Below are 15,640 nucleotides of genomic sequence, written 5' to 3'. Positions count from 1 at the left end.
CTTCGGTCACCAAAGTTATTTCTGGTCAGAAAGGCCATTATAAGAACTCTATGTGTCTTTTATAGTTCCAAAAGATTCCGCTAATTCCATTGTATAATAGTACTAGATACACTGTCGCGCTTTTCGTCGCCGTAAAAGCCGCCCATGAATTTTTCAAAACGTAACGAAGCGAGATTAGTTTATCTGCTTTCCTACCCGCGCGAGCCTCAACTGCAGCAACATTTCTTATATCATACTTATACTTCCATATATTATGCTTAGAAATCTCGCTGTAGGTTGGAAGCGTATTTCGTGGGGTAACATGTGTCACTACGCTGGTATCAACATAGAAGCAGTCGAAATGCTCCGAGACTCTGCGAGTATATTCCGTATCATCATGCCAGATGAAAAACTCCTTCACCGGAAGACCAACTTTTTGAATAGCTTCCCGGCTTATAAAACACGAAACAAACGAACATGATACGCACGGAAGGGATGAGGGCATCTCCCGAAATGTGCTGTTCCATGGCCACTTCGCAACAGGAATATTCATCACACATAAACTGCCGTCAATCCACTCTACCCGGCTTGATAAAAAGCCTACTGTTCGATAGCCGGCTTGATGCTGGATGAAAAAGGGGCTTTCCATGGCGGACTGCAAACAGCTAGGCTCTGGAACAACATCGTCGTCCATTACCCATACCCAATCAGCATCCATCTTTGTGGCAGCGCGGATACCTATATTAAACCCGCCAGCTCCTCCACTATTATAATCGAGCAGATGCAGAATAAGATTAAGACGTTGACTATTCGCTTTAAGCCATTCGCGTGTACCATCGGTTGAGTTGTTATCGACGACGTGGATGTGACGAACCTCCGTAGTCTGCCTACTTAAAGCTTCTAGGCATTCACACAACTTCTCAAGCCGGTTATATGTCACAACCACAGCGTCCACGGCTGCCTTAGCTTTATTCATAATAGTAACGCCCAGTAAGAAATCAAACTATTTAACCGTTGCGGAATCCGACTTCCAATCCGTAAGGCGCTTGTGCAGTCTTCCATCATCAAGTCAATTTGGACTTAACTTCGTTATCAAAGCACTTTAGTGCCGCACCAATCGCCTGATGCATGTCCAGATAGCGATAAGTACCAAGACGTCCACCAAAAATGAGGTCTTTTTCAGCATCCGCCATTTCTTTATAAGCGAGGTAGGTCTTTTTGTCTTTCTGCGTATCGATAGGATAATAAGGCTCGTCTCCACGCTGGGCGAAGCGAGAATACTCACGAACGATGATTGTTTTTTCTTTCTGATAGTTACGCTCGGGATTAAAATGCCTGAATTCAAGAATTCGAGTGTACGGGATACTCTGGTCAGCATAATTCATGACAGCTGTACCCTGAAAATCACCTGTCTGTACAACTTCTGGTTCAAAATCAATCGTGCGCCAGCCAAGTTCGCCTGCCTTATAATGAAAGAATCTATCGACTGGACCCGTAAAGACAACTAGCTTTCCTGCCGGAATTTGACTCTTTACATTAAAATAATCCATACTCGTCTGAATATGAATTAATGGATGAGAAAGCATCCTCTCGAAGATTGCCGTATAGCCATCAACTGGAAGCCCCTCGTAAGCGTCATTGAAATACCGGTTGTCATAATTATAGCGCACAGGAAGACGTGTAATAATATGCTCGGGTAATTCACGAGGGTCAGTTTGCCACTGTTTAGCTGTATAACCACGAATGAACGCCTCATAGAGGGGTCGACCAATTAGAGATATGGCCTTTTCTTCAAGGTTCTCAGCCTTTTTATCACCTAGTTCACGCGATTGCTCCAAAACGAGCTGCTGCGCTTCATCAGGTGACATCCGCCGTCCAAAAAATTGGCTGATCGTGCCAAGGTTAATTGGCATCGAATAAACTTGGTCTTTGTAAGATGTGTATACACGATGCTTGTAATCAGTGAACTTGGTAAAATTATTTAAATAATCCCAGACAATCTTATTAGGAGTATGGAAAAGATGGGCACCATATTTATGAACTTCAATGCCTGTCTCTGCGTCATTTTCACTATATGCGTTGCCTCCTATGTGCGCGCGCCTGTCAATAATCAGAACTTTTCGTCCCAACTCATTCGCAACTCGCTCAGCAATGGTTGCTCCGAAGAACCCCGCCCCAACGATGATTAGATCATAATTATCGAAATTCATATTAACCTACCAAAGCCTCATTTGCTGTTACACACACCATCAACTCGTCCCTAATATTGTATGCTCACTACTAATTCAACGAACTCAGTCGACACCTATCCAAAGCGATAGGGGCGATTTCTGATTAAGCACAGAGTGCATCCTCGGATCAATTGCGTCGGCACTCAATGGCCCATGCCCCAAAGAGAAACAATCATCCTTGATTTTGCTCGGAGTTATCTTGCATACCTATGGAATGGAGTGGACCCCATTTCGCCGGGAAATTAAGGAGCTATTCTAAGCTATTCCAAAGGGCTATAGCCCATATACATCACTATATCGATCAAATATCCTATTGGGATATAAACCATCCCCTGTTAAGACACCCACCAACAACCATCAGGCGTAAAAAATCGAGGATAGGAATGAGTTCGATCCGTAAAATACGTAAAGCCGTCTTTCCAGTCGCAGGACTTGGCACCTGTTTCCAGCCCGCCACCAAATCCGTTCCGAAAGAAATGCTGACGGTCGTTGACAAGCCCGTCATCCAATATGTGGTCGATGAAGCACGCGAAGCGGGGATCGAACATTTCATTTTTGTCACCGGGTGTTGATTGCCGCTGAGAAGTGCCCCAAACCGGGGGTGCGGATAAAAACTTGGACTGGTTTTACGTCACAATGCCAAGACAGTTTCGATATTCGATTGGGCTTCGTGCGCCAAGCGATATCTTGATCCGTTTCTCGTTGTACCACCGAATGTAGCCATCAACTTCATTGATAAAATGCTCGAGTGTGGTGTTCCTCCAATCGCTGGGATAAAAGAACTCCGTTTTTAGCCTGCCAAAGAAACCTTCGCATGCGGCGTTATCTGGGGAGCACGCCTTGCGGGACATTGAGCGCACCAGCTTCGCATCACTAATCCTCGATAGCCAACCCGGCCAGCGATAGTGTGCACCCCGATCAGAATGCACTATTGGCCGCTTATCTGCGCCGGTCACAGTTTCTATGGCGGCATCAAGCATCATATTGACCAATTCCGCATCTGGTCTCGTTCCGATAGACCAGCTGATAACCAAACCATCGAAACAGTCGATGATGGGTGAGAGATACACTTTGCCAGCCGGGATATGGAACTCCGTGATATCGGTCAGCCATTTCTCATTTGGGGCTGAGGCCTGGAAGTCGCGATTAATAAGGTTCTCGGGTGCCGGACTGATTTCTCCAAGATAAGAGCGGTATCGACGCCGCTTTGGCGTGGCAACGATCAGGTTCTCCTGCTTCATCAAGCGCTGCACAACCTTCTCCGAGATTGTAACGCATTGTTTGGCCAATGACGCCTGCAGCCTGCGGTAGCCATAGCATCGACGGTTGGCTTCGAAGATTTCGGTGATGTTCTGACGTATAGTGAGGTACTTGTCGGTCACCCTCATACGGGCTCGATGATAAAAATATGAACTGCGCGCCAGTCGCAACTGAGCAAGCAGATGGGAGAGTTGATAAAGATCTTTTAGGGCGTCAACCAACAGCGTTTTCTCCCGATTACTCAGGAGTTGCAGATCGACGCCCAGATCTTTTTTTAGAATTTCATTCGCTTTCTTCAAAAGGTCGTGCTCAAGCTGCAGTTTCTGAATATCGTGCTGCAGTGTTGCGAGCTGACGTTCTAATTCTTCTCGCTCTGGCACTGGCGGCGAGTTGTTCTTACGTTTCATGATTGCAGGAGCCTCCGGACCAAGTAACTGGTTTTTCCAGTTATACAGTGTCGGTCTGCATACGCCGAGCTTTTCAGCAAGGGACTGCGCACTTTCTTGCCGATTATAAAGTCCGACGACGCCAGTCTTCTTCAACGTCGCCGGATATCGTGGAGGAGCAGCCCTACCAACTGTAGATTTTTGAGCTTCAGGGAACGCCTCCCGAACCCATGCTGTCAACGTTGCACGACCGGGATAGCCCAAAGCACGCATCGTTGCAGAAACACAACGACCATGCGTGCGGTAGTGCTCAACAGCCGCTTCCTTCTGCGCCTGTGTAAACTTTGGGGCTCGAGGTGCAAATCCTAAACGCAGTTCAAGATGGTGCTCATATTCCCGGCACCAGCCCTTCAAAGCATTCTTGCTTGGATAGCCCAACTGGCGAATAGTGGCCTTCGCACGCTTGCCCAGCTTGATATAAAGCGTAACGGCTCGCATCCGGTCTTCGTAGGAATACATGAACTACCTCCATGATAGTCCAAGTTTTTGTCCGCACCCCCACCGGGGCACTTCTCAGCGGCAATCAACACCTCGGCGTCGGCAATCGCCGCCTCCTTGCTGTATGGAGATGCCCATGGCGACGGGCCTCAAGTTATCGTCGTCGTCTTCCATCTTTGTGTCTACTGTGTAAACCCATCTATCCCACGCGCACCCCGGCAACGGTGCGGTGAAGAGAGACAGGAAGCGGCCATTCTTCACCGTCGCTTCTGCCGAGAATGATATGTCGCCGGTCCACTCGTCGATCGTTATGTTGTTCGTCATGTCTGTGTCCTTTCTGTTGACGCTCGTGCTGCTGAGAGTGCTTTCAATGCTTGAACGCCGCGCTGCTGCACGACCTTTGCCAGTTCCCTACCTGAGCCGGGAACGCGGGTGCGCCGGACGAGGCGCCGATCCCCAGTCCGGCGGTTCTGGACGAGGATCGTGGCGACGTTCTAAAGCACCTCCCTGGAAGCTGTCTGCTGCTGTGTCTCGATGACAAGGACATCAATTGCTAGACCGCGAACTGTAGTGGTCGTCGTTTTCATCCGGATAGCCCTAAAGCATTGAAAACGTGAATTTTATAGAAAAATTCAGGAGTCGACCCCAGGGAGATCGGAAATGATTTCCGGGTTCCCGGAAACAGGGCGTCGAAGTCGTTAACGTGATTCAGATGGGCACGACGGCTAGGCAGGGGGTGACTGTCGCATGGGCCGTCATCCTCATGGGAGGCATGCCCCTCAAGGGGGATGCCGCAGGCAAAGCCGTCCTGAGCGGCTCATGGGACTGTCATTGAGCGACAAGGTTCCGCGATTATTTTTTCCCCGGTCCGCAAAACGGATCGGATCGAGACACGTGGCTCGATCCGAAGGGCAGGAAAAATGGACTTGCCCTTATTTAGTGGAGGGGTTCTGTCACTAATTTACGGTTTATCATCTCGAACTGCATCGGTGATTTGTATCCGAGTGCAGAATGTCTGCGCACAGGATTATAGAAGCCGTCAATGTATTCGCCAATGGCTTTGATTGCATCCTTACGTGTGTAGAACACAGTGCGCCAGATCAGTTCCGACTTGATCGTTTTGAAGACGGTTTCCACCATTGCATTGTCATAGCAATTTCCTTTGCCGCTCATGGATGGAAGCATTTTGTGAGCTGTGAGGATTTTGCGATACTCATAACTGGCATACTGGCTTCCTCTGTCCGAGTGCTGGATCAGCCCCGGCTTTGGTTGACGGATTGCAATGGCTTTCTTCAAAGCACTGATCGCCAGATCCTTCTTCATCCTATCGCGTGCTTCCCAGCCGATGATGCGACGCGAATAAAGATCGACAACGATTGCCAGATATAGCCAGCCTTCTGCCGTCCATATGTAACTGATATCGACACCCCATTTTTGATTAGGCCCATCACAAGTGAAGTCCTGATCCAGAAGATTGGGAGCGACGGGCTCACCATGATTGCTGTCGGTCGTGCGTTTGAAGCGAGTTTTCTGCCGGGCTTTAAGGCCGTTTTCACGCATCAGTCGCGCCGTGCGGTGACGTCCTGCTCGAATACCTTCTTCGTTCAGTTCGACATGCATTCGAGGGCTGCCATAAGTTTCACGTGACAGCTCAAACTGATTACGAATATGCGCCAGGATGATCATATCGTCGAGCTGACGACGACTGGGCAAACGATGCTTCCATGCATAATAACCGCTGATACTGACGCCTGCGAAAGCGCACAGCCGTGACAGAGACATATGAGCCTTCTCCGTGTCGATGAACGCAAACTTCATCGACTTGTCTCCCGAGCGAAGAAGGCCGTCGCTTTTTTTAGTAGGTCACGTTCCTGTCGCAGGAGTTCATTTTCCTTACGAAGCCGGGCAAGTTCCTCGCTCATGTCCTCATGCGGACCAGAAAGCAGATCCTTCTCAGCAAAATTGCGACGCCAGCGGTCAAGTGTTGATTTGCCAATGCCAAGGTCGTCCGCAACCGATGAAATGCTTCGACCACTCGTCGTTAAAATACGAACGGCTTCCCGTTTGAAATCTTCTGTAAATTCGCGCTGCTTCAATTCTAAGTCTCCTGTCAGTTTTATCTAACAGAAGCCCTCCACTTTTGAAGGGGAAGTCCATTCTAAAGGTGTGCCGTAAGGAATGGAAAGAGGTCTTTGAACCGACGCCAAGGTCGATCTTGGGTTTAGAGAACTCGCGGTTAAATCTCGAGCTGATCTTGCCCTTGTGCAGCTTCAGTTCTGGGGAGAACAGATGCTCCGCGTCTCTGGCGCGCTGCTGCGTTATGAAGTTCATGAACCCGTGCCGGATCAGCCATCAATGTATGGGGATGAGGCGGGTTCCTGGCTTGGTCTTCGGGTTCCAGCCTTCGCGGGCGTTGATGTCGAAGCACGGCAAGCCGTCCTTGAGGATGACGTCGATTGCCGGGCGCAGACGGCATATCTCCTCTAATCTCATCCCGGAGTGAAGGGAGATGAGCGGCAGCCAGTGGAGGGCGCTGGAACCAGGTGCGTCACGGTATTCGCGGGAGGTGAAGAGTCGTTGCAGGTGTTCGCGTGACCAGTCATCGCGCGCGGACTTCTTCGATTTCGTATTTGGGAATGAATGCCCCGAAAACGGCTGAATCGTCGCAGGGATGTGTCTCTTGTAGATGAGCCATTTCCAGATCGAGTTACCCCCCGAAAAGTGGCGCTTCACAGTCTTCATGGTTACGCGGGCAAGGTCTTGTCGGCCTTGGCGCGAGCCAGTTCCTTTTTGGGAGACTCCGTCGACCCTTTCCGTGGGCTGCCGGAATCTGAAGAACAAGCTCCCGAAACTCGGCGGCTGTGTCGAATGTGATATTTCCGACAGGAAGGTCGCCCATCAGCGCGATTAACATCTGCACGGTCTTGAGATACTGATCCGTGGTTTCGTCGTCGAGTCCCTTGCTGTGATTGTATCTGGCCATGATATCCTTCTGCCAATCCTTGATGTAGCTGGAGAGCTTCGTCATGTTTGCGGCTAGTTCCGGCGCCGCCGCTGGTGCCGCTACGGTCTGCACGGAAGTAGCGGCAACGGTTTCCTGCCCGAACACAGCCTGCATACGGCGATCGACATATTCACGTAGTTGATCCTGAAGCGCTGCCGCCGTCCTTTGAAGACGGTCTCCACTTCGAACGTCGAAGTATTCTGAATGGTCCAGTGCTGCGTTCGCTTCCTGACTGAGATTGTCGCCATAAGAGACGCCGTCATCCGCACTCATGCTGAGGACCGTGTTCGGCAAGGATTCATGGTATGCCCGGAGGCCTCTGGGTGACATGTCATCCATGATCTTGAGGCGCTACTTACAGGCGCTCGTATCCAGCCAACTGCGAACGGCTACCCGGATGTCGTCATCCTTCAACGGGAATTCATCGTCTTCTTCTTCCAGCATTCGGAACAACCTCTCTGTGCCTACGAAAAGGAGCGCTGCTCGCGCTCTGGCTGTTCGTCGCACGGAGGTCTTTAAGGACCGGTATATCTCAGTCTGGCCAAGGCGAGCTTGAAGAGGAGCGGGAACGCGCCGCCGGAAGAAGAAGGAATCGGCTTCGCGCCGCAGGAAGTTCGACATCGCCAAAGGCACCTTGTGGGGGTGCAGTGTGGGGGTATTCCCAGCACTGGCGACATGAAGCTAAGTTGTTGAATTATAACAAGGAAAGTGGCTGGGGAACCTGGATTCGAACCAGGACTAACGGAGTCAGAGTCCTAGCCAATCTATTGATATATAATAACTATTTTTCAAAATTATGCGTTTAACGTCCCTTATGAGTCAATGGGTTAGCTGCGAAATGCAAACTAATTTTCAGCAATTTCTTACGTTTGGTTAACGTCTAAATGCCAGGTTAAGTTGGGTCGATTGAACGTCAGCTTTCGATCCCATGTCTGTCGTTGACAGAGTATTGGCAGCGGCCTAAAAGCGGGCAAATAGCAGAAGGAGATTTATGCGCAGAGGCTTGTGATTTCGACCGCAATTTGCGGCTTCACCTGGCACTAACATTTGGGTGCCGGACCCTTTTGCATATCTTTTCTTGGAATTATTATGAAGAACCATGACGTTGTAATCCGGCCCTATGCGCCGGAAGATGACTTGAAAAAGCTATCGCGTATTTGGCTAGACGCGTCCCTGTTGGCTCATCCTTTTATTGGCGAACAGCGCTTGCTTGAGCAACGAACGCTGATCGAAGATCAGTATTTGCCTAATGCCGAGACCTGGGTGGCGTGCGTTGACGAGGAGCCCAGCGGCTTTATAAGTCTGCTTGATACGTTCATCGGAGGAATCTTCGTTTCTCCAGCCCAGCAAGGGCTTGGTATCGGTCGTCAGCTCATCTCACATGCTCTCAACCGTAAAGGTGAACTTGAGCTTGAGGTTTACACCGACAATCAGCAGGCCGTAAATTTCTACACCAGACTCGGCTTTGAGGAGTTGTCACGTCGTGATCGCGATGATGACGGCTACGCTTTCGAAAATGCCCGTTTACGCCTAATCGGCTAATGGTGCGTCAGGCGGCGAGAACCGCCGCCTGACAGTCATTTAACAAACCAAAAAGCCGAACGTCAGCAATCCACTTCTTTTCAGTCACGGGCAGATCGATCAAATAATGCAACATAAAAGTGCTTTGGCATCCAGCCCATGATGCAGAGAGGTTTGGAAAGTTTACCGTTGTTCTGGAGTTAAACGATAATAGAAACAGTGGCTTAGTCTTCTTAAGAAATCGCAGTTTGCACAGTTTACAAACCAAAGACTGGCAGAAAACCGATCAAAACGAGAAAAAACCTAATGAAATCAATTGGCTGGGGAACCTGGATTCGAACCAGGACTAACGGAGTCAGAATCCTAACCAATCTATTGATATATAATAACTATTTTGCAAAATGGTGCATTTAAAGCCCCTTGTGATTCAATGGGTTAGCTGCGATATGCAAACCACCAAGAAGCGACTTAGTGTTGTAACAAGGCATAGCCTGTGTCTGGCAAGCTATGCCCTGATCCAGTAATTATTGGCTAAGATGACCGGCTCTCAGATTGGCATCTATGAGTGCCGAGACGTCGGTGACCGGAATTTTGTGTAGATGGTTGAACGTGTCCGCCTTGTCCCAGGCCACTCCTCGGCCCATTGCAAAAGCCGCCCGATACTTGCGCATCATGTTTTGGGGATCGTTTGCAAGTTCTTCCATCAAAAATGGTACAGTCCATTCTGATCGGCTGAAAGAGCGTCCCAGTGTCGCCTCAAGTTTGTCTGCGACTTCACCGTAGGTGACGGTGTCGCCAGCAAGAAACACGATTTCGTTACGGATGGTCGGTTCGAAGAAGACGATCTCGGCGGTAAGTACACCGATGTCTTCAGGTGTCGTCAACGTTACGGCAGAATCGATGCTGCCAAGTGCATGGACTGCATTGATTTTAAGATCAACGACGCCAAACTCAGGCTCGAACAGATAGCTCATAAACATACCGGTGGAGATGATCACCCATTCGGTCTTGTCCTGTGAGCGAAGTAGCTCTCTTACATCGAGTTGCGCATCGAAGATGTCCTGCGGACCGCCACGGCCGATAGCCTCGAAATCGACCCCAAATTGCCAAGGAAAATAGCGTGGGATGCCGGACTGTAGCGCGGCCTTAGCGAGTTTCATTGGGGTATCGATGCCCGCCGCGTAACCTGCACAACCGATTACTGTGTCATAGCGCGAGAATACAGTTGCTAACTCATCTATGGAGCTGTTTACAAGATCCCCAACTACGACTTCGACGCCCAAGCCGCGTAGTTCATTGATGTCGCGCTGCTTGGTTGGGGAGACTGATTCGACCGCGCTGGCGCGCAGCAATACGCTAACCTTAGTTCCGCTGATGGTCTTCGCGCGACGTGCTAAGTTCCGCAGAACCGGCATGCCGAGTTCACCGGCACCCAGCACAAGAATATTCCGGGACTTCACGGCGGACTTTGTATTATTCATAGTTTAAACTCCAGTATGATTGCTTGCCGCTTTCATTTGGCATCTCATCTGTAAGTCTGAAAGAAGGGTACATGCGTGATACTGCGATCAAAACGTTAAGTCGTGAGGATATTCTCAAATACTCTCAGCGAGTTTGCGACGGACTCCGTGATGATGATGACGGACTGAGAAGAGAAGTCCTCTCACACGCTGGTAATCGATGGTCGCTCGGCATAATTCATACACTTGGCGTTTATGGTCAACTTCGCCATACGGAGATCGGACGACGCATGCACGGCATCACACAACGCATGTTAACGCGGACTCTCCGACACCTAGAGCGCGACGGGCTTGTGTTGCGTCATGACTTTGAAGAAGTCGTCCCTCACGTCGAATATTCGTTATCCGATACTGGACTGGAACTGCTAGTTCGGATGGTTCCACTTTGGACCTGGATCGTTGAAAACGTCGATAACTTTCGTACGGCGCGAGCGTCATTCGACCAAAAGCAAAAACCCGGTAAATCATGAATGATCCGATAGTCGAATACGATCACTCAGAGAAGCGGGCGTAGGCGCATACTTTCTTTAAGTAAGCAGAGGATCGGTTCAATAACTAATGGTTTGCAATTGTCCGATTAGGGCTTTGGACAGCGTACCGTTGTTCCGAGATTAAACGATAACAAAAACAGTCAGTTATACGTTTCATGAGGTATTAGTTTGCACAGTTTACAAACGAAAATAGCAAAAAAATCATACTAAAAATCGGAAAAAACGTAATGAAATCAAATGGCTGGGGAACCTGGATTCGAACCAGGACTAACGGAGTCAGAGTCCCAGCCAATCTATTGATAAATAGGCATTATTTTGCAAAATGATGCGTTTTTCGCCGGTTATGAATCAATGGGTTAGCCGCAAAATGCAAAACAATGAGCAGCAATTTCGGACTATTTGAGCTCACATGACTGCCGCCCCATTTTAGCGTCTCTAAACATCAGCTTTTGACCTCAAATCGACTTACGCGGTGCCGATCGCTAACTGTCAGACTTCCGTAGCTTTCCATAGAGAGCGTCCGTCCGCTGCCGTGCCCGCACACGATGTCGCTGCCGACGTCATGGGCATACAGAAGAACATCATTGATGGCAAACCCGCTTTCATGCCGCAGAAAATCGATAAGAAGCAGTTAATTCTGCAACCCCAACAGATCACTTCTCGCCGGAGGTCAACATCTAGTGGCTGGGGGGCAGCATGCGAACACATTCATCGATGACATACTCGGGGATGCTCTCGAACTTATGCGGATTGAGCTGCATCACGTACTCATTCTCGATGTGGTACGACTCGTTGATGAATTTGCGGATCACATCATCGTCGTGATCGATGTTGAAAATCCGGAATAGCTGAATTTTCTCGTAGCCGACGTCCGTGGCGGCGAATTTGGTGAGGATGGCATTCACGTCGTTCACCTCGGCGACCAGTGTATCGTAGACGAACTCTGGTAGATGTTCTTCTCGGATACTTTCTTCTGCTGCCTGTTTTTCCTCCGGGGTCATGTTCCGGTTTTCGGTAGCCGTCTGCAGCGTTGGCACGGCGCGGCCTTTAAACAGGCTTGCCAGCAGATTGTACTCCACGCCGATGTCATCACGTAATTCATAATCGCGCCGCAGATAAATCGCCTGCAGGATCGGGTCTTGCAGTGTGGCAATGTTCGCCCTGCAGACTCTGGCGAAGGTCTGTATGTCCTCCCTCACGATCGGCACTTCTTTCACAATGCCTCCGCGCGAAGAAAGGAAAGATGCTGATGGTTTTGCCCCCTGAAACACGTCTTTGGTACTTTTGATAACATCGATGGCGGGCTCTATGTCATGAGTCAGCAAAAGGGTGGTCCGACCTCTCAAGCTAGCTTTGCCCTGGAAAAGTTCGTGCAGGATCGCGAACTTCTTGTTCTTGTCGAACGACGAAATAGGGTCGTCCAGCACGATCATATCCGGGCTTTCGCTCAGCACTTGATGCATGAAAAGTACCAGTGCGAATGCGTTTCTTTCGCCGTAGCTCAGGTGCTTAGACGCAGCTTCTAGGTGACCGGCCTGATCCTGGTGCACCAGCTTCATCTTGTAGGATTGCTCTTCGGGAACGATCTCGACGACGTACTTGTAGCCGGCGGACTTCAGGAACGTGTTTATGCTGACTTGGTTGGCCTCTATGGTTTTTTGGATCTTGGCCTTATGCGAGTTAACCTTTCCTGTCAGCTCGCCAACCTTCGCAAGTAGGTCCTCAAGTTGCGCATTGACAGTGTCGGTGATGCTCCGGGTCTCCGGGGAATCGAGCTTGTCCATGAGCGCTAGGTCGATCTTCAGCGGCGTGATCCTCTCACTGATCTGGTCCACGTCCCGGAGCGAGAAAAAGGAGATAGCCCGGAGACCTTCCAGCTGGGTGATCATGCCGTCGATCTCAGCCTTGAGTCCCGTTAGGAAACTTACTTCGGCGGCGGTCAGGTCAATGTTGGTTTTCGTGACTTTCTGTAGATTTTCGCGGCATTTCTCGCTGAAATATTTGCCAAGCCTTTCGATGACTGCTTTGAGCGTGTTTAGGTGACCGACCGCCGTGGCATCGAATTCCTTTTCGACCGCTAGGGCGGTGTCTTTCTGCCCCTCTCCAACAAGTGGGGTGGCGCAATAGGGACAATTGTCGCCCATCTTCAGATACTCGTTGCCTTTGATCTGCCAGCTGATCCACTTGGAAGGCTCTTGGCTTTTGATGAAAGTCGCGAAGGGCTTCAACGCCTCAGGAATATTTTCGGTTTTATTGCCGGTGCCGAACGCCTTATGAATCTTGCTGTTCTTCGGAATGTTGCCGGGCTTCGATTTGCCGAACGCATCCCGCAATTCCTTGAGATCAGAAATGGCCTGTTCTATTTCCACATTGTTGGTGAGCGTCTGCTTCACACCAGCTAACAGAATATCAATGGCCTCCATCGCCGCGACATAGTCTGGCGTTTTGATGAAGATATCGAAGCTATTCTTAAGGACTTCGTCTTTTTGGAAAACGAACTGATGGACGTAGTCATCATCGAAGACAAGGGCAGAAGTCAAACCTTCAATGCCCTGCACAGAAGGCAGCGGTGCGTCCGCCTTGCCTCGGCTTTTGAATGGCATGAGATCATCGAGAGTGCCATCTCCGCGAATTTGGCTGACAACGGCTTTTGCCAAAGTACTTTTGCCAAGGCCATTGGGTCCATATTTAATATTCAGCGCGCCTTTCATTATGCTTATTTCTGCGCGATCAACACTATTACAATTACTAATAACAACAGTTAGTTCATTCATGCCGAGGCCCTCCGTTTCCCAGAAGAAAATATTACGGCATAGACCTTAAATTTGCATCCACTAGGTAGACTCAATCCCCAAAGAAACTCAAAATCATCAGTGGGATTGGCGGGACTAACAAGCCGCTGAAAAAGTCGGCCTGGTCAACTTTTGATGAACACGTTTCACCCTTTTTGTCGCAACGGCGGTGGAGGTGAGGGGTCAGCTGGCGCCTCCACATTCACCCTTCGCTGGTTCATTAATAATTTGAGTTTGGATTGGGTTACATCAGTTATTCAATCGTCTAACGATAAGCTTACAATTTACATACTTAGTCTGATTGTCTTCTAATATATCTTCAAATATACGTACTTTATTATCGTTAATTTGGGGGGTGCTTGTGTTCTTCACAATTGTAGAAAATTTAACTGATGCACCTTTGGAGTCACGTTCGGTCGCTTATTTGGTGAAAGACTATTGGGATGATTGGTTTAGCTTTCGTACCACGTTTGGTCTTTGGATATTTGATGATGAGGGAGAACGTCATCAAGTAGGTTCAGTAAAAATCGGTCAACGCGGGCTTGCGGCCGGGAAAGCTAACTCTTCAGGGGAGGCGCTGCCACCAAATACACGATACCCAAATTTGCCTCAGACTTTTGACAGGGTTGATGATCGCTTCTTTTCCCTTGGACAAGACGAGAATTATTACGAGACTCTTAATGCTTTATCCGAGGAGTTGCGGAGTCAGGTATTACTAGGCTTAAGGGACTGTGCATTCGATCTAGATATTTTTGAAGCTGAGCGTATGGAGGCTGTGATGACGCAGTCGCTCTTGCGATCTGTCAGCCCCGTGAATGTCAGAGGCCGTTTGCATCGCTTATCAAGGGGAGATGCGACTCTTACTGAGTTTAAGTTTAGTTACAAATTTCCTGAAATTGCGGATGATATCCAAGTGCCCGTCTTGAGATTCGAAGTATCGCCAGAATCTCATCCCCCTTCCAATGTGCATGTTTTGATCGGCCGCAATGGAGTGGGAAAGACACGTTGCATGCGCGGAATAGCAGAGGCGCTTTTGGGTCGCGAGCCAAAGGGTGAGAGACCTGTTGGTGAAATAATCATCTCACCTGGGGACTTACCCATCGACGGTGATGAAAACGCGTGGTCGTTTACCGGTCTAGCTATGATTTCATTCAGTGCCTTCGATGACTTTGACCTTCGTCCACTTCCGGACGACCGTATTAGATCGCAACAAGTTGGCCTTATCCAATGGAGAACTAACGAGGAGACCCAGCAAGATTACTCCATCATGAAAACACCGATGGCTCTGGCACAAGATTTTCGGGATAGTTTTAAGATTTGCCGTCAGGGATTGAGAGCAGCACGTTGGCGAGCAGCGGTTGAGACCCTCGAAGCGGATGACCTTTTCGCCGAGGCAGACATTGGGTCGCTATTAAACTTGGCTGACCATGAATGGGAACAAACTGCTATTAGCCTTTTTAAAAGGCTGAGCTCTGGTCATGCTATCGTATTATTGACAATGACACGTCTTGTAGAAGTGGTTGATGAACGCACGCTCGTTTTACTTGATGAGCCAGAAGGGCACCTACATCCTCCATTATTATCAGCCTTTATACGCGCATTATCCGATCTCTTAATTAAGCGTAATGGGGTGGCAATAGTCGCCACTCATTCTCCTGTTGTGCTTCAAGAAGTGCCGAGATTATGCGCTTGGAAACTACGTCGAGCACGAGAGATTGCGGTGGCGGAACGCCCTACCGTTGAGACTTTTGGAGAAAATGTAAGCATTCTAACGCGGGAGGTATTTGGTTTTGAAGTAACGAAGTCTGGCTTCCATGATTTGTTGTTCAATGCGGTGAATAAGCATGGTCTCGATTACGAAGGCGTTCTTGATTATTTTGATGGACAGATAGGTGATGAAGCTCGCGCCATAGTGAGATCTCTAATCGTCAATCGGACGCAGCCGGAAGTTAGATGAC

Annotated in this window: 13 protein-coding genes and 1 pseudogene; 5 read left to right on the top strand and 9 right to left on the bottom strand. The window is 49.3% G+C overall.

Annotation, left to right across the window (positions count from 1 at the left end; all coding sequences use genetic code 11):
* Positions 1-37 precede the first annotated feature (37 nt).
* Together U2P60_RS01275 and glf are read right to left on the bottom strand one after the other, a co-directional pair.
* Entirely contained in the window at positions 38-955 is a 918-nt protein-coding gene (locus U2P60_RS01275; RefSeq protein WP_413570915.1) for a glycosyltransferase family 2 protein, read from the bottom strand.
* An 88-nt stretch (positions 956-1,043) separates the two neighbouring features.
* Positions 1,044-2,189 (bottom strand): UDP-galactopyranose mutase, encoded by a 1,146-nt coding sequence (gene glf / locus U2P60_RS01270; protein WP_413570914.1) that lies wholly within the window; start codon positions 2,187-2,189, stop codon positions 1,044-1,046.
* 404 nt (positions 2,190-2,593) lie between these two features.
* On the opposite strand from glf, the pseudogene U2P60_RS01265 reads away from it, so the two are divergent.
* Positions 2,594-2,776, top strand: a pseudogene (locus U2P60_RS01265) (sugar phosphate nucleotidyltransferase); the annotation flags it as partial.
* Between the two features lie 60 nt (positions 2,777-2,836).
* On the opposite strand, the gene U2P60_RS01260 reads toward U2P60_RS01265, so the two are convergent.
* The 3 genes from U2P60_RS01260 to U2P60_RS01250 form a co-directional block, all read right to left on the bottom strand.
* Positions 2,837-4,375 carry an IS3 family transposase gene (locus U2P60_RS01260; protein ID WP_413570913.1) on the bottom strand — a complete coding sequence of 513 codons (1,539 nt, stop codon included), beginning with the start codon at positions 4,373-4,375 and terminating at the stop codon, positions 2,837-2,839.
* Positions 4,376-4,429: 54 nt separating this feature from the next.
* Positions 4,430-4,678, bottom strand: coding sequence for a hypothetical protein (locus tag U2P60_RS01255; RefSeq protein ID WP_413570912.1), 249 nt, complete (start codon positions 4,676-4,678; stop codon positions 4,430-4,432).
* Between the two features lie 612 nt (positions 4,679-5,290).
* Positions 5,291-6,450 (bottom strand): IS3 family transposase gene (locus U2P60_RS01250; protein ID WP_413570911.1). Its coding sequence is split into 2 segments (ribosomal slippage): positions 5,291-6,189 and positions 6,189-6,450, totalling 1,161 coding nucleotides; the frame shifts between segments, so codons are not numbered across the junction.
* A 193-nt stretch (positions 6,451-6,643) separates the two neighbouring features.
* Here U2P60_RS01250 and U2P60_RS01245 point away from each other — a divergent pair.
* Positions 6,644-6,841, top strand: coding sequence for a hypothetical protein (locus U2P60_RS01245; protein ID WP_413570910.1), 198 nt, complete (start codon positions 6,644-6,646; stop codon positions 6,839-6,841).
* Positions 6,842-7,061: 220 nt separating this feature from the next.
* On the opposite strand, the gene U2P60_RS01240 is transcribed toward U2P60_RS01245, so the two are convergent.
* Together U2P60_RS01240 and U2P60_RS01235 are read right to left on the bottom strand one after the other, a co-directional pair.
* Positions 7,062-7,631 (bottom strand): hypothetical protein, encoded by a 570-nt coding sequence (locus U2P60_RS01240; protein WP_413570909.1) that lies wholly within the window; start codon positions 7,629-7,631, stop codon positions 7,062-7,064.
* Between the two features lie 78 nt (positions 7,632-7,709).
* The gene (locus U2P60_RS01235) at positions 7,710-7,979 is read right to left on the bottom strand and encodes a DUF6538 domain-containing protein (protein WP_413570908.1); all 270 of its coding nucleotides are present in this window, start codon (positions 7,977-7,979) and stop codon (positions 7,710-7,712) included.
* A gap of 468 nt (positions 7,980-8,447) precedes the next feature.
* Here U2P60_RS01235 and U2P60_RS01230 point away from each other — a divergent pair, with 468 nt between their 5' ends.
* Positions 8,448-8,900, top strand: coding sequence for a GNAT family N-acetyltransferase (locus U2P60_RS01230; protein WP_413570907.1), 453 nt, complete (start codon positions 8,448-8,450; stop codon positions 8,898-8,900).
* A 503-nt stretch (positions 8,901-9,403) separates the two neighbouring features.
* Here the strand turns inward: U2P60_RS01230 and U2P60_RS01225 are convergent.
* Complete coding sequence (locus tag U2P60_RS01225) at positions 9,404-10,360, bottom strand: aromatic alcohol reductase (protein WP_413570906.1); 957 nt, start codon at positions 10,358-10,360, stop codon at positions 9,404-9,406.
* Positions 10,361-10,431: 71 nt separating this feature from the next.
* Between U2P60_RS01225 and U2P60_RS01220 the strand changes: the two genes are divergently transcribed.
* Positions 10,432-10,869: a winged helix-turn-helix transcriptional regulator gene (locus tag U2P60_RS01220; protein ID WP_413570905.1), complete on the top strand. Its 438-nt coding sequence runs from the start codon at positions 10,432-10,434 to the stop codon at positions 10,867-10,869.
* Between the two features lie 698 nt (positions 10,870-11,567).
* Here the strand turns inward: U2P60_RS01220 and U2P60_RS01215 are convergent.
* Positions 11,568-13,664, bottom strand: a complete 2,097-nt coding sequence (locus tag U2P60_RS01215) for an AAA family ATPase (RefSeq protein WP_413570904.1) — start codon at positions 13,662-13,664, stop codon at positions 11,568-11,570.
* Between the two features lie 379 nt (positions 13,665-14,043).
* Here U2P60_RS01215 and U2P60_RS01210 point away from each other — a divergent pair, with 379 nt between their 5' ends.
* Complete coding sequence (locus U2P60_RS01210) at positions 14,044-15,639, top strand: AAA family ATPase (RefSeq protein WP_413570903.1); 1,596 nt, start codon at positions 14,044-14,046, stop codon at positions 15,637-15,639.
* The last annotated feature ends 1 nt before the right edge of the window (position 15,640 follow it).

Origin of the sequence: Brucella sp. H1_1004 (genome assembly GCF_047308065.1) — a bacterium.
Lineage (GTDB): Bacteria > Pseudomonadota > Alphaproteobacteria > Rhizobiales > Rhizobiaceae > Brucella > Brucella pseudogrignonensis_B.
This window is presented reverse-complemented; position numbering and strand designations above follow the sequence as displayed.

Bases quoted from the DNA above. Each gene is read 5' to 3' on its own strand.
- U2P60_RS01240 (WP_413570909.1), bottom strand. From the start codon at position 7,631: ATGAGTGCGGATGACGGCGTCTCTTATGGCGACAATCTCAGTCAGGAA.
- U2P60_RS01255 (WP_413570912.1), bottom strand. From the start codon at position 4,678: ATGACGAACAACATAACGATCGACGAGTGGACCGGCGACATATCATTC.
- U2P60_RS01230 (WP_413570907.1), top strand. From the start codon at position 8,448: ATGAAGAACCATGACGTTGTAATCCGGCCCTATGCGCCGGAAGATGAC.
- U2P60_RS01260 (WP_413570913.1), bottom strand. From the start codon at position 4,375: ATGTATTCCTACGAAGACCGGATGCGAGCCGTTACGCTTTATATCAAG.
- U2P60_RS01275 (WP_413570915.1), bottom strand. From the start codon at position 955: ATGAATAAAGCTAAGGCAGCCGTGGACGCTGTGGTTGTGACATATAAC.
- U2P60_RS01220 (WP_413570905.1), top strand. From the start codon at position 10,432: ATGCGTGATACTGCGATCAAAACGTTAAGTCGTGAGGATATTCTCAAA.
- U2P60_RS01225 (WP_413570906.1), bottom strand. From the start codon at position 10,360: ATGAATAATACAAAGTCCGCCGTGAAGTCCCGGAATATTCTTGTGCTG.
- glf (WP_413570914.1), bottom strand. From the start codon at position 2,189: ATGAATTTCGATAATTATGATCTAATCATCGTTGGGGCGGGGTTCTTC.
- U2P60_RS01235 (WP_413570908.1), bottom strand. From the start codon at position 7,979: ATGTCGAACTTCCTGCGGCGCGAAGCCGATTCCTTCTTCTTCCGGCGG.
- U2P60_RS01215 (WP_413570904.1), bottom strand. From the start codon at position 13,664: ATGAATGAACTAACTGTTGTTATTAGTAATTGTAATAGTGTTGATCGC.
- U2P60_RS01245 (WP_413570910.1), top strand. From the start codon at position 6,644: ATGCTCCGCGTCTCTGGCGCGCTGCTGCGTTATGAAGTTCATGAACCC.